9 protein-coding genes are annotated in these 14,300 nt (G+C 66.6%); 3 read left to right on the top strand and 6 right to left on the bottom strand.

Annotation, left to right across the window (positions count from 1 at the left end; genetic code table 11):
• The first annotated feature begins 108 nt into the window (after positions 1–108).
• Positions 109–2,055 (top strand): membrane dipeptidase, encoded by a 1,947-nt coding sequence (locus ENSA7_RS00210; protein ID WP_106087153.1) that lies wholly within the window; start codon positions 109–111, stop codon positions 2,053–2,055.
• 24 nt (positions 2,056–2,079) lie between these two features.
• On the opposite strand, the gene ENSA7_RS00205 is transcribed toward ENSA7_RS00210, so the two are convergent.
• From ENSA7_RS00205 to ENSA7_RS00195, 3 genes are read right to left on the bottom strand one after another with little or no spacing between them, the layout of a single operon-like run.
• Positions 2,080–4,749: a metallophosphoesterase gene (locus tag ENSA7_RS00205; protein ID WP_106087152.1), complete on the bottom strand. Its 2,670-nt coding sequence runs from the start codon at positions 4,747–4,749 to the stop codon at positions 2,080–2,082.
• A 46-nt stretch (positions 4,750–4,795) separates the two neighbouring features.
• Positions 4,796–5,902, bottom strand: coding sequence for a pentapeptide repeat-containing protein (locus ENSA7_RS00200; protein ID WP_181232814.1), 1,107 nt, complete (start codon positions 5,900–5,902; stop codon positions 4,796–4,798).
• Positions 5,895–6,731 (bottom strand): peptidoglycan-binding domain-containing protein, encoded by an 837-nt coding sequence (locus ENSA7_RS00195; protein ID WP_146157152.1) that lies wholly within the window; start codon positions 6,729–6,731, stop codon positions 5,895–5,897. The genes ENSA7_RS00200 and ENSA7_RS00195 overlap by 8 nt, the downstream gene beginning before the upstream one ends.
• A gap of 67 nt (positions 6,732–6,798) precedes the next feature.
• Here ENSA7_RS00195 and ENSA7_RS00190 point away from each other — a divergent pair, with 67 nt between their 5' ends.
• Positions 6,799–7,332, top strand: a complete 534-nt coding sequence (locus tag ENSA7_RS00190; RefSeq protein ID WP_146157151.1) for a hypothetical protein — start codon at positions 6,799–6,801, stop codon at positions 7,330–7,332.
• Positions 7,333–7,402: 70 nt separating this feature from the next.
• Complete coding sequence (locus ENSA7_RS00185; RefSeq protein ID WP_106087148.1) at positions 7,403–8,122, top strand: SGNH/GDSL hydrolase family protein; 720 nt, start codon at positions 7,403–7,405, stop codon at positions 8,120–8,122.
• Positions 8,123–8,180: 58 nt separating this feature from the next.
• On the opposite strand, the gene ENSA7_RS00180 is transcribed toward ENSA7_RS00185, so the two are convergent.
• From ENSA7_RS00180 to ENSA7_RS00170, 3 genes are read right to left on the bottom strand one after another with little or no spacing between them, the layout of a single operon-like run.
• Positions 8,181–8,975: a thymidylate synthase gene (locus ENSA7_RS00180; RefSeq protein ID WP_106087147.1), complete on the bottom strand. Its 795-nt coding sequence runs from the start codon at positions 8,973–8,975 to the stop codon at positions 8,181–8,183.
• A 42-nt stretch (positions 8,976–9,017) separates the two neighbouring features.
• Complete coding sequence (locus tag ENSA7_RS00175; protein WP_244923667.1) at positions 9,018–13,205, bottom strand: pilus assembly protein; 4,188 nt, start codon at positions 13,203–13,205, stop codon at positions 9,018–9,020.
• A gap of 1 nt (position 13,206) precedes the next feature.
• A complete protein-coding gene (locus ENSA7_RS00170; RefSeq protein ID WP_244923666.1) occupies positions 13,207–13,941 on the bottom strand; it encodes a hypothetical protein in 735 nt (244 codons plus the stop codon).
• Between the last annotated feature and the right edge of the window lie 359 nt (positions 13,942–14,300).

The raw sequence follows: 14,300 nt of genomic DNA, 5'->3' as shown, positions 1-14,300 counted from the left end.
CCGGCCCTGCGTGTGTCCCGGTTGCGCGCCGCTCAGCGTCGTCGAGCGTGGGTGCGCCCGCGACGGGCGGGTGCTGCGCTGGGCGGCCCCGCGTGTAGACTGGCGGCGATGGTGCCCCCCGCCCAAGTCTCGCCACTGGTCCCCACGTCGCTCGTCGCGCTGCTCGGGGTCTCGCTGACCGCCTGCACGCCCGACCCGGCGCCAACGGACACCGTCGGCGCGAGCGAGAGCCAGACCGCCGAGACCGCCGAGACGGCGGAGTCGGGCGACACCGGTGAGCCCTTGCCCGTGCTCGAGGGCTACGCCGATCTGCACCTGCACATGTTCGCCGAAGAGGCATTCGGTGGCGGCTGGCTGCACGGTCAGGCCACCGGCGCAGCCGAGGTCGCGCTGTCGCTGTGTGACGGCGGCGAGCCGGGTGATCACGCCCGGCTGCGTGACGAGCTGACCACCTTGTTCGTCAACTGCGACGACGCCCAGCTGCAGGAGGCGGCGTCTCAGGTCCCGCTGCTGCAGGCGGTGCTGACCCTCGGTGGGCTGGGGATCTCGGAGTTGCTCGCCAGCATCCCAGGCAGCGCAGGCGACACGGGCATCCACCTCGACCGCACCGACGGCTGGCCCGAGCTCGAGGCTTGGCCGCGCTGGGACGTGATCGCCCACCAGCAGTCGTGGGAGGGCTGGCTACACGAGGCCTACGACTCGGGCCTGCGGATCTCGGTGATGTCGGCGGTGACCCTGGATTGGCTGTGCCGGGCGCTTCCAGCCGGTAACGTGACGCGGCCGCAGTGCGACGAGATGGACGACGTCCGCGTGCAGCTGCAGATGGCCAACGACTTCGCGGCCGCCAACGACTGGGTCGAGATCGCCCTGAGCGCCGCAGATGCCCGGCGGATCGTCAGCGAGGACAAGCTCGCGCTGGTCTTGAGCATCGAGGCGTCGCACATCTTCGGCGAGGGCGACTGGCTCGCGCAGCTCGACGAGGTCTACGAGCTCGGCGTCCGGACCCTGCAGATCGTCCATCAGCTCGACAACCGGTTCGGTGGGGCCGCGCCGCACAACGGCATCTTTCACATCGCGCAGTTCGAGGAGAGCTGCCACATCGACACCGACTGCGGGATCACGACAGCGAGCGTGACCTTGGGCTTCGACGTCGACGCCAGCTGTCGCAACGTCAAGGGCCTGACCGACGAGGGCCACGCGCTGGTCTCGGAGATGATCGACCGCGGCATGTTGATCGACATGGCCCATATGTCCGAGGCGCTGACCCGCGACGTCTACGATCTCTCGGTCGAGCACGACTACTACCCGCTGTACCTGTCGCACGCGCACTTCCGCGAGATCATGCTGCCCGCCAAGTCCAAGGAAGAGAAGACCAGCCCGGCCTGGATCATGAGCATGGTCCGCGAGACCGGCGGCATGGTCGGCCTGCGCACGGCTCACGAGGAGGTCAACACCTACGAGGGCGCGGGGGTCACCAACACCTGCCATGGCTCGTCGCGCTCGTTCGCGCAGGCCTACGAGTTTGGGCGCAAGGGGCTCGGCGTCGCGATTGGGCTGGGCTCCGACTTCAACGGCTTCATTCAGCAGACCCGCCCGCGCTTCGGACCCGACGCGTGCTCGGCCTCGTTCGCCGAGGAAGCCCAGTGCCAAGCTCGCGACGAGCGGATCGCAGGCGCCGCCGAGCTCGGCAGCAGCTTCGACGAGCACGGTCTCGGCGACGTCGGCCTGCTCGGCGACCTACTCGATGATCTCGACCAGCACGGAGTCGACACCCAGGCGCTGCGGGGCTCGGCCAACGACTTCGTGGTGATGTGGGAGCGGGCCAGCGCACCCCGCAGCGGCCCAGCCGAGCAGGGCTTCGAGGTCGACGTGTCAGGCGTCACCGTGCTGCCCTCGCACTTCGAGCGTCGCGGCGAGCTCCCGACCGAGTGCGGGGATCCCTACTGCCCGGGTGCGCTCTTGCCGGGCGAGGCGTGCCGGTTCGACGCCGAGTGCGAGAGCGGCAGCTGCTCGGGGGCGGGCGACTGCGGCTCGCCGCAGGGAGTTTGTGACTAGCAGGCCGGGGAAATCCTCGGCGCTCTAGCGCGCGTACTTGGGGTCGTTGGCCATGCGCCAGTCGAAGTTCGGGGACTCGCGCCACGAGATGTTGCGGCCGGTGATCTCGATCTCGCGCTGGGGCCGGAGGATCCGATACGAGACGTAGCGGATCGTCTGGCCGAGCGCGTTGCGGTGGTGTTCGAAGATCGGCTGGGCCAGGACCTCGAAGTTCCAGAAGCTGCCCCAGTCGTAGCGCCCCGAGATGAACGCGTCGCGCGAGCCCATCTTGATCGAGACATAGCGGGTTGGTTGCAGCACGTTGCGCAGCCACAGGCGGAAGTCGTCGGTCTGCGCGGCCGGGACCTCGAACGCGTTGCGGGGCTGGTTGTAGGTGGCCTCCACGTGGATCCAGCGCCCGGCATGGCGCCCCGCGAAGATCATCTTCTCGATGTACATGCCCCAGGTCGTGTGCACCTGCGTGGTCAGGTTGGCGTCGATGTACCAGACCGGCGCGGCGCTGGTGACCGCGCCGCTGTTGACGTCGGCCGGGACCCTCTGGGTCTGCATGCGGTTGTTGTTGAACGCGCCCTCGGCCGAGACGTCGACGTAGTCCATGACCACGGCCCCCCGCGCCTTGCGGCGGCTGGTCGCGGTCAGAGTTCGGACGTCCGTGAGGCGGCCGCTGTTCTGGCTGAACTTGACCAGCGTGCCGCCCGGGCGGTCCGAGCCCCAGCCCAAAAATTCGTTGTTCCGGTTGTAGCGAGGGTACGGCCCCCCGGAGTCCGACACGATGATCACGGGCTCGCCATTGGGCAGCGCCGCCGGGATCTGGCACATGTTGTGGGGGTTGTTGGGGTCGGTGTCGTACAGATCCGCGGGGATCTCATTGCCGGCGCGCGTGCCCAGCAGGTGCATGCCGCGGCGGTGCGAGTGACCCGTGAGCACGCACTGGATCTGCCGCCCCGCGAGCATGTTCATGAGCGTGGCGCGGTTGGTCTCGAATGTGCCCATCTCGAACCGGCTGTAGTCCTCCGTACCCCACGAGTCGGCGTTGAGCCGAAAGGTCCCGCGCGCGCTCCGGGCCCCGCCGGGGTTCATCGGCTCGCCCTCGATGTAGCTCAAGAACGTGAAGTGCGAGGTCAGGGTGACCCGTCGCTCGGCGCGTCCGTTGACCGCTTGCTGCAACAGGGCCAGCTGCGGGTCGGAGATGGCGTCGTCGGAGCGCGGCAGGTGTCCGCCGGACTGACCACCAAATGGATCGATGAGATCCTCGCTGGTGCCCCAGCCCAGCCCGACCAGCGACTGCTGCGGGAACTTGAACCACCAGTCGTTGAACGGGGTCAGGACCTGGTGAAACCAGTCGAACCAGTCGGCGTCGAACGAGCTCGACGGGCTGCGCAACAAGCCAGCGCTGGGACCAAAGGCCAGCAGCGCCTCGTAGAAGGTCAGGTTGAGGTCGGCCGGGATCCCCTCGTTGGTGCGGCTGGCCATGACCTCGGCGTTGAGCCGGGGCGAGATCCCAAACGCGTCGACGTAGCAGTCGTGGTTGCCCGTGATGCCAAACACCGGCTTGGAGTGGCGCGTCATCGCGTCGAAGATGAACGAGTAGAACGCGAGCAGATCAATGCCGACGGGGTAGGTCGCCTGGGTGTAGGCGCTGCCCTCGAGGTTCATCGCGTCCCAGATCTCGCGCGGCGTGTTGTTGGCCTCGAGCACGACGTCGGGGTCGTAGGCGTTGCGGATGTGATCGATGATGTCGCCGCCGACGATGACCACGTCGGCGTCGCCGCCCGCGACCCGACCGAGCACCGCGTGAAAGCTGCGGTTGTTCTCTGCCAGCAGCCCGCCGATCTCTGGCGACTCGTCCTCGTACTGCCCGGCGCCGTACTCGATCACCCGGGCGTTGCTCTTGCCGAGCAGCTGCCAGCGGGTGTTGATGTGGATGTCCGAGACGTGACCGAAGTTGAGGTACGCGGTCGCGTCGTCGCCGGTCAGCACGAACACCGGGTGGTACGACTGGATCGGCTGCTCGGGGTCGATGCGGTGGATGTCGACGGTGTTGCCGTGCATCGGGAACGCGTAGCGACCGCGGCCCGGGAGGCTGTTGGGGTTCGAGCTGTTGTCGGCCCCAAACCGGCGGGTCGTCATCTCGCGGATCATCTGATCGCTGAGCTCGCTGCCGACCCTGGCCATGCGGGTGAACCGGTCCGACCGACCCTCGCGCCGGGCGTACTCGGTCCACTTGCGCTCGCGGAACGAGTAGTTGATCTCGTTGACCGGACACTCGGTCGGCAGCGCGGACGCCCGAATCTTGACGCGAAACACCTTCTTGACGTTCTTGGCCCGCAGCGCCTCGCCGTAGGAGGGGTGCAGGATCCCGGAGAACTTCGAGTGGGTCGAGATGATGTCTTCGCCGTCGTCGTCGACCTCGCCCGCGGACTCGACGATGATGTTGCCGGCCGCGCCCGCGAACAGCGGGGCGACGCTGACCGGCTTCTCGCTGCGCAGGCCCATGCTGATCTTCAGCTGGTCGTTGACCATCTCGCGGGTCAGGTCCCGCTCGGTCGCGATCAGCAGCTCGAGCCACGGCTCCGCCTCGCGACCCTCTAGATACACCAGCGGGGTCATGAACGCCGGAAACAGCAGCACCCCGCGGGTGTGCGCCTGCCGGGCCGCGACGGTCGCCCTGCTGCGCTGTGGGACCGGGGCCATGGTTCGGTCTGGCGATGGGGGAACGATCCAGATCAGATTAAAAATATTACGCGCCACGAGCGTCTCCCCAGGTCATCGAGCCGTCACCGTAAGTGTCGCCAGCGAGGCGCAGCTGCAAGGAATCGTCGACCTTCAATTGTTCGAGCGACAGCAGCTGAAAGTGAGCGCCGTCGACAGCCACATAGTCCTTGACGCTGGCACCGGTGAGCTGAAGGTGCGTCCAGCGACCCGCGTTGAACAACACGCCGGTCACCGTGCTGTCCCGGATCAGGCCGTGACCTTCGACCTCGACCCGCTCGAACGCGGCGTCGTAGAGCACCACGTTGTCCGCGATCAGGGCCCCGAGCACGCAGTCGGCGATCAGCAGCGAGGGGATGTTCAGGCAGGCCTCGAGCTGTAGGGTCTCGATCCGACAGTCGAGCAGGCGCGGGCCGGGGAGCTCCGAGCAGCCGCGCACGAGCAGGCGCTTGGCCTGGGTCCCCGACATCGAGAACTCCGCGACGCGGCCGCCGTGCAGCTCGGCGGCCCCGAGCTCACAGTCGATCACGCGCAGGCCCTCGACCGCGACGCTGGTGAGCCGCAGCGTGTCGAGCGTGCAGGCGGTGAGGTCGGCCCCGCGCAGCTCACCACCCTCGAGCTCGAGGGTCGCCGCGGTGGTCCGGGTGACGCGGGGCCCGTGCAGCTTGGAGGTGACGAACTTCGAGTCCGACAGATCGCACTCGCGCAGCTCGAGCACGGTGACGTCGAGGTCAGTGAACACGCAGCGCTGCACCTGCGTGCGCAGCATCGTCGTGAACCGCAGCTCGCAGGCGTTGAACCGGCAGTTGTCGAGGGCGCAGACCTCGAAGGTCGAGCCCTCGAAGCTGCAGCTTTCGAACACCACGCCCTCGAAGCGCGCGTGGCTGAAGGTCGTGCGCGCGAACGAGACCCCGCGCAGCAGACAATTGCGGAACACCGGGCGATCCCACTGCGCGGCCGTGAACTGCACGCGCTCGAGCCTCAAGTGATCGTGGATGATCGGCTGCGCCCACTTGACCTCGTTGATCCGGCAGTCCGCGAGGGTCCAGATGATCGGCTGATCCTGGTCGTCGCGCGGGGGCTCGCGGGACAGCCAACCGAGCTGCTCGGGCGTGGGGGCGGGCAGGCTAGCCATCGGTGTACTCGGACAGCTTGGCCTGGGTTGCGTCGTCGAGCTCGCCGGTGACCTCGAGCTCGTGATCGGTCTGGAACGCGCTGAGGGCCTCGCGGGTCGGGCCATCGAGGACGCCGTCGATCCCGTTGACCCCGTAGCCCAGCAGGTGCAGTCGGGCCTGGGCCCCGGTCAGCTCCGAGCTTGGATCCATCTTGCGAAGGTCGAACCGGTAGACCTGCTCGAGCGGGCCGTCGTCGTCTTCGGGCGGCTCGGGATCCTCGTCCATGGGCTCCGCGTCGTCGTCGGCGGGCTCGGGCTCGAGGTCGGGGTTCTCTGGCGCCTCGATCGAGAAGCGGACCTCGGCCCAGCTTGCGAGCGGATGCGTGGACTCGTCGAGCCAGCCGTCACCGTCGGTCGTCCCGTGCCGCTCGACCCCGCCGCACTCGAACGTGTACGCGGCGTCGGCCCGCGGCTCGCCGTCGACCAGGAACCGCACCGTCAGCTTCGACGGCACGCTCTTGCGCCGCAGCTTGTGTTGCTGACCCGTGGGGATCGACTCGGTCCGCACCTCGATCGGCGGGACGAACACGACGTCGCCCGGCAGCAATACATGTGGCGTCTTTCGAAGCTCGCGAAGATCGGCGTTCTCCGGCGCGTCCCAGACGGTCTCCCAGATGTGTCCTGCCGCGTAGGCGATACTCTCGATCGAGTCACCTTGCTTGGCCGTGTGCTGACTTCCCGTGCTCAACGTAGTGCCCTCATGGTGCGCGAACTCGATGATGCTCGCACCGCCGTCGGGGCCGGTCAATCGGCGCTCGAGCTCCGGCCCCCCGTCGGGTCGCGCCCACACCCACGGGGCTGCGCTGCGCTGCAAACCGGTCGCGCGCGAGCGACCCGAGCCGTGCTAGATTTCGGCGATGCGGGTCAGGCTGCGCGGGTATGAGCTGAGGCGTCGGTCATCACGCGACGAGCAATCGGTCGCTCTGTCTGCGCGGGCCCTGAGTCGATTGCTGCGCGCGGCGGTGGCCGAGGTCCCCACCCACCAGCTGCGAGCCCTGCTCTCGCGCTCGAACCTTCGTGCGGCGTCGCTGCGCGACGCGATCCTCGAGGTCGAGCTGCGCAGGCAGATCGACCGGGGCGAGCTCGTGGTGGTCAGCCGTCCCGAGATCCAGGTTGGCGCCCGTCCCCAGCTCGACGCCGAGGCGCCCGTGTACGAGCCGGCCGCCCCCGAAGAAATCGTCGAGAACAACGACTGGATCGAGATCCTGGTCGAGGACGAGGACGAGCAGCCCGTGAGCGGAGTCGCGTACGAGCTCGAGCTGCCCGACGGCTCACTCCGCCGCGGCCGCACCAATCAGTTTGGGATCGCTCGCTGGGAGCGGATCCCCTCCGGCAGCTGCAAGCTCTCGCTCGTCGAATTGGACACAGTTTCTTGGACCTATCCGGCCTGACTGATCCGCGGAGGGTGCGGCTCTGGCCGCGAGATTTTGCGCTCGCCGCCGTTTCGGTATAACCGGGGGCATGTCGAACGTCGTGCGCCATGGTCGGCGAAGCTTCTCTATCGGTCTGAGCGCCGCGCTGGCGGCCGCGCTGCTGCCCCGTCGGGCCCAGGCCGGCGCCGCCAAGATCATGGTCCTCGGCGGCAGCACGATCCACGGCGCGCTCGGCAAGTACATCGAGACCGCCCTGGCCGAGGCCGGGTTCACCACCCAGCGTCACGCAAAGAGCTCGTCGGGCCTCGCGCGCCCCGACTTCTATGACTGGCCGGCGGCCGCCAAGGGCTACTGTCAGCGCTTCTCGCCCGACGCCGTCGTCGTCATGTTCGGTGGCAACGACGGCCAAGGCCTGTTCATGGGCGAGGGCGCCAAGCCGCAGTGGACCCGCTGGGAGGACGAGGGGTGGAAGCCGGAGTACCGGTCCCGCGTCGAGGCCTTCGCCGACGCCGTCGCGCCAAACGGTGAGCAGATCTTCTGGATGGGCATGCCCGAGATGAAGTCCAACAAGCTCGACGGCCGAATGAAGCGAATGAACGGCATCTACGAGGCAGCCATGGCCGCGCGGGCGAACGGGCACTACCTGTCCACGCGCGGGCTGATGCCGGGCGTGCAGGGGTACTCGGAGTTCGCGAAGATCGGCGGCAAGGAAGTTCGGGTCCGGACCGAAGACGGCGTCCACTACACCTTGCATGGCGCGCAGATCGTCGCTGACGCGATCGTCCCCGCGGTCGCCAAGGCGCTCTAGACGTCGCCAAGGCGCGCTCTAGACGTCGCCAAGGCGCTCTAGACGTCGCCAAGGCGCTCTAGACAGCGATCGGCGCGACGATCCGCGGGTGCGGATCATAGCCGCGCAGCTCGAAGTCTTCGTAGCGATACTCGAACACCGACTCGGGGACGCGCGCCAACGTCATGGACGGCAGCGGCCGAGGCTCGCGCGACAGCTGCTCGCGCGCCTGCTCGAGGTGGTTGAGGTAGAGGTGGGCGTCGCCGAAGCTGTGGACGAAGTCGCCGTACGCCAAGCCGACCACCTCGGCGATCATCATGGTCAGCAGCGCATAGGATGCGATGTTGAACGGCACCCCCAAGAACACGTCAGCGCTGCGTTGATACAGCTGGCAGCTGAGCTTGCCCTGGGCCACGTAGAACTGAAACAGACAGTGACACGGCGAGAGCGCCATCTGCGGCAGATCTGCGACGTTCCACGCGCTCACGACCAGTCGCCGGGAGTCGGGGTTGTGGCGCAGCTGCTCGATCAGCGCGGTGATCTGATCGATGGTCTGGCCGTCCGGCCCGGGCCAGCTGCGCCATTGCTTGCCGTAGATCGGGCCGAGCTCGCCCTGTTCATCGGCCCACTCGTCCCAGATCGAGACCTTGTGCTCGTTGAGATAGCCGACGTTGGTGTCGCCGCGTAGGAACCACAGCAGCTCGTGGATGATCGAGCGCAGGTGGACCTTCTTGGTCGTGACCAGCGGAAAGCCCTCGGCGAGATCGAAGCGCAGCTGGTGTCCGAAGATGCTCTTGGTTCCGACCCCTGTGCGGTCGGTCTTCTCGACGCCGTGGTCGAGGATCCGCTGGATCAGATCGAGGTACGCGCGCACGGTGGGAGCGTAGCCTGCCCCACCGTGCTCGCCTACCCCGCGCTAGAACTCGACCTCGAGCGGTGAGAAGCCCGCCAACTCGGAGTAGCCGACCTGAACCGAGACCGCGCCGCCGGCTGGAGGGGCGTCCTCGTTGGGATCGCAAGGTGAGGTCTTTGGCGCCTTGAGCACCGCGCCGCAGTTGTCGCCCTCGCACTCTTGCTGCCTGACGACCGGCCCACTCAGGCCGCCGCCAGTGCCGAAGCCATCGTTGAAGTCAGCGGGGAGCGAGTAGCCGTTCGTGAAGTCGAACGGATCATTGCCCGAGTTGATCAAGCGGAACGTGATGTCGTAGGTGGCGCCGGGATCGGTGACCCACTCGCCCGTGTTGTCGTCGAACCACCGGCTGTCGCACGATTGATTACCGGGCTCGTAGATCGTGTACGACACATAGTAGACCTCGGCGTCGGCTTGGTTGGTGCCATCGGCGAGACCGGTGACGCGAATCATGGGCGCGCGGATCGGTCGTGCCGCCTTTCCGAAGTTTCGGACTTCTACGCTGTCGGTCCCGTCGGGGTAATAGATCGTGCGCGTGCGCTCGATCTGGTTGAGCGGCAGTCGCATGAAGTGAGCGTGGGCGCCAGGCGCTGTCGTGGGCGCGTTGGCGGGGATGTCGAAGCCCGCGCTCTGATCCGCGACGTGGTCATCCGTCAGCATGTAGATGCTGCTGTGGAAGTCGTTCTCCTCGTCGCCGCTGTCGATCGCGTTGTCGTTGGGGTTGCCGCTCGCGAGCGCGATCAGGAACTGATCGCGGTCCTCCAGCGGCAAGATCGTGCCTGGATCGTTGATCTCGTCGATGCGGTTGTTGGCGACGACGGCCGGCGAGAAGCTGAATACGTCACCCTTGTTGTTGGCGGCGATCGAGCATGAGAACGTGCCCGTCCCCGCGCAGGCCGGGAACCGGAACGCCTCGGTGGCGACCGAGAATCCGTCGAGGTTTTGTGGCCACACGCCGCCGCTGTCGCCGGTATGTGGGAATGTGGTGACGTCGCTGGTCTCGGTCGCCAGGTCCCAGCGGAACAGACGACCGCCGTTGTCGACCCAATAGGCCTCTTGCATCTCGCCCCAATAGCGCGACAGGCAGTGCGAGCCGACGGCGATGTCGGAGGCCTGGGTGAGATCGTCGAGGACGTCGTAGCTGCTGGCGACAGGCGGCGCGACGTAGGCTCGCTGGGTCACGGTCTCACCCGTCATGGCGTCGACCACCCAGACGGTGCGACCCCGCTCGACGTCACCGACGCCGTTGCGATAGCCGCTGCCGAAGACCATGTAGGCGGTCGGCTCGAGCGACATCTCGTGGTTGGGCGCGGCGTAGGTCAGGGCTGGACGTGACCAGGTCTGACCGAGCGTGGCCGCGTAGTCGGCCGCGTTGGCGGCGGTCGAGGTGGTCCACACGACCTCGATCGGGTCGTCATCTTGGAGGCGGCCCATGTGCGAGACGTCGAGCGTCATGATCTCGGTGCCACCAGGCCCGAGCCCAAACACCGCCAGGTGACGCCACTTGCCGGCGTCTTTGTCGAAGGCCCAGCCAGTGTTGACCGTGGAGGCGATCCCGAACAGGTGCTCCTTGGCGTTCTTGCCCTGGCCAAAGCTCTCGGGTCCCTTGATGGAGAGCTTGCGCGAGTTGGTCAGCAGCGCGGCCGGGACGAACCCGAACAGCTCATTGCCACTATCGTAGTGAAAGCCGTGAAGCATGCCGAAGTCATCGCCGATCAGGACAGCCTCGGCGTAGTCGTAGTGGTCGCCAAAACCCCCGCCAGACGCGATCTGCCACGCACCCGAGGAGAATGACTTGAGCGAGTCGGGGACCTCGTCACCCTGCGCGTTGCGGCGACCCGCGCAGTGCGGATCACGAATGCCCACGCTGGGGAGGAACGACGGGTTTTGCTTGGGGACCCGACGAATCAGGATAGGCGCCGAATTGGGCGTCCCGGCCAGCTTCCAATTGTCGGGCATGTTGCGGCCTTGCAGCCACTCGGCCATTGCGACGATCTCGGCGGTCTTCTGCGGGCCGTTGGCCGATAGGGCGGGGGTGATGCGCCCGAGCCCGTCGAGCGCCTCGACGAGCGCGACAAACTCCGGCGTTGGGACGCCACCACCGTCCGTGACCCTGATGACGTTGTTGCTGAGATCGTGCGTGTAGATCCGGCGCGCGGTCCAGTCGGTGAGCGCGAGACACTCGCCCGCGTCCCAGACCCGACTGAGCGGGCAGGGGCCAAAGGTCTCGACTTCATCGGTGTCGAGCGGCACATCGGCGACGTTCTGGCAGTACGCGGTGAGCTGTCCCGGGTTGTTGGGATCTTCGTCGGTGCAGCCGGTGCGCGCGACGTGACCCGTCCAGCCGGGCGCCTCCGTCCACGAGCTGATCGAGGTCTGCACCGCCGCCTGCGAGGACTCCGGATTGTTGGGGTCCGACAGCTGAAAGTCGTTGGCGACGGTGGGGGTGCCGCTGGGAACGTCGAGCTGAATCTCCCGAGTGATGATCTTGGTCAGGGCCTCCGAGAGCTCCGTGTGATCAGATGATAGCCACGCGCAACCATTGACCGGATCAGTCGGGTCGTTGCACGTGTCCCAATCGTTGTGATCGTTGCCACCCGCGCAGGGGTTGGTCGTGTCATTGGCCCCGGCCGCGGCGCAGGCCATGTTGTGGGTCTGCTCGAGCGTCGTCGGATTGTCGTAGACCCCCTCGGTGTACGCGACCATGTAGGTCTTGACCCCAAGCAGCCTTCGGACGCTGCGCAGGCGCTGGTACAGCTTGGTGCCGCCCTGCGAGGCCCAGGGGTCGGGCTGACCGTCGGTGACGATGATCATGGACATTGGCCGGCACAGCTGATCGGTCTCGGCGAGCCGCATGAACGCGAGATACGAGGCGATCGTGGGCTGCGCGAATGGCCGGTTGCTCTTGGTCATCGCTGGCTTGGCGCCGGTGATGTTGCCGTTGATGTCCGACGTGACCATATACTCGGGCACGCCCATGGCGACTGCCATTGGGGTGCCCGAGGCCGCGTCGGCGCCACCCGCAAAGGTCTTGTCGACGATTCCGTTGAACATCAAGTCGGCGTCGGCCTGCGTGCGCGGGCCCTGCTCGGTCATGGGGATGTTGATGTCGTCCTTGACGGCCTTGGAGTAGAACGGCGCATAGAGCGTGGCGCCGACAAACTGATTGCGTCGGGTCACGCCCGTGCGGTGAATTTGATTGGTCTTGGTCGAGCAGACCGCGTTGTCGTCACACTCCTGGTGAGACATGTTGTCTTCGCTGAGACCATCGTAGAACGAATAGCCGGGGTGACCGTCGACGTAGGGCCAGTAGTAGAAATCACGCCCACAGATCGCGGCTTGCTTGGCGGCGTCGGTGCTGCCGTAGTCGCCCGCCGAGCGATTCACCAGGTGTTGATAGTATGGATCGGCGCAGTCGACGTTGAAGCGGCGCCCGAGAAACCGCGGGAACCAGTGGACCTTGCGCTCGCGGTTGGCGTGGCTCTCGAACGCGGCGAGGCTGGACTCTGTCTGGTACAAGGGTTGATCCAACAGCGGGTCATTGCTGTTGTTTGGCATGGAGAAGCCGCCGAGATCGTCGTGACGCAAATAGGGGAATGGGCGGTTGTCGCCGCACAATACCCAGAACCCCTGGCCGCCAAAGGCGTTGGTCGCCGGCTTCCACTGGGTGGAGTACGGCTGATTGACGTTCTTCACCCAGGTGAAGCGATACGTCTCGCCCGCGACCACGGACCCCACGGTCGCCTGGGCGGTGCAGGGATCGGGGACCGGCTCGCCGCCATCGTCGTTTGGCGGATTGGCGGTGCCAAAGGTCATGAGCGCGAACTCGGCGCGACCGGAGTTGGTCGTGGCGATCTCGCTGATGACGTCGCGGGCGGCGTGGACCCGACTCTGCAGCACGCCCTTGCTCGCGTCCTCGCAGTTGGACCACCAGCACTTGGTGTTGGGGAACGGGGCCATGGGGAAGTAGGTCTCGTCCATGGCCATCGAGCCCGAGTTGTCGAGCACGAACAGGATCCGCGGCGAGATCGCGCCATAGCTGGCGCCGTGGACGATGTAGAAGGGATCGAGGCGCGCGTTGGCCTGCTGTGCGTGCCCGGCGAGCCCGAACAGCAAGAGCGTGGCCGAAGCGAGCTTCAGGCCCCATCGCAACAAATGGCCGCGGGTGGACAGCTTGTCGTGTTGCTTGCGCATCTCAGTTCTCCTCGTAGCCCAGAAAGTTCTCGACGCAGACGTCAGCCATGACGTTGTCGTTGTTGTGCCCACCACCGTAGCCGACGTCGGGCGAGCTCATGGACCAGGCCTGCTGCTGACTGCCGGGGGCCAGGACGATCTCTTGCTCAATCGCGATTGTGGTGTTGCGGACCGTGGCGACGCCAGTGAGGATGATGCGACCGTCGGTGTCGGTGGTCCAGGTGCCGCCGCCGGTGTCGATTGCGTCGGCGGAGTTGTTGCGAACCCACAGGCTGACGCGCGCCTCCGAGTCTGCGCCCTCGAGCAAGTCACGCAGCGGCACCTGCACCCAGTTGGTGGTGACGCCCTCCGCGTCGGGCAAGAACGCGATCGCGCCCTGACGCATGCAGGGACGACCTGCGCAGTCGGACTTGCCAGTGACCCAACGGTTCTTCTGACCGGTGCCGGGAACTTGACTGTTGCCGTTGCCGCCCGGAATGCAGTCTTCGAAGATCGAGCTGCAGACGCTCTGATCGCCCGGGTTGTTGTAGCCGGTCAGGGCCTGGTTGAGGACCACCTGCGCGCTGCCAGCCGTGGTGATCGCCTGGCGAAACTGGGCGGCGCCAAGCTCGATGGTTGCTTGCGCGGCCATCAGCGCACGCTCGCGGGCGACGACGGCGTTGGCCTGTGAGACCTCGCGGTTGGACGAGCGCACGACGAGCACCGCAACGGTCATCAACGATACGGTCAGCAGCATGACGCTGACCATGGTGGCGCCCAATTGGCGACCCCGTCGTTGCAGCGCGGTGCGAGCCAACGGAGGGGGGTGGAAGGGGGATAGTTCGGGCGATCCTGCTACGGGTGGCATGTTGAACCGGCGCGAACCTACTATGAAAGGATTTCGTAGCCAGCCGAGATCACCTACAAACAAATGCGTATCCCGGTGGATCGATTGGGTCACGGTGGGACAGTCGCGGTTGGTGGTCATCTGTTCGGCTTTCGCGGGATGGACGTCAAAGTGGCGCATTTGGGCAGCCAGAGCAGTGTTGTCCATCTCGAGGGCGGAGACTGCGAGCGGTGCGCGCGCTCCATTTACGCAAGTCCTGTGCCAGCAAA

It is taken from the genome of Enhygromyxa salina, assembly GCF_002994635.1.
Taxonomy (GTDB): domain Bacteria; phylum Myxococcota_A; class Polyangia; order Nannocystales; family Nannocystaceae; genus Plesiocystis; species Plesiocystis salina_B.
This window is presented reverse-complemented; position numbering and strand designations above follow the sequence as displayed.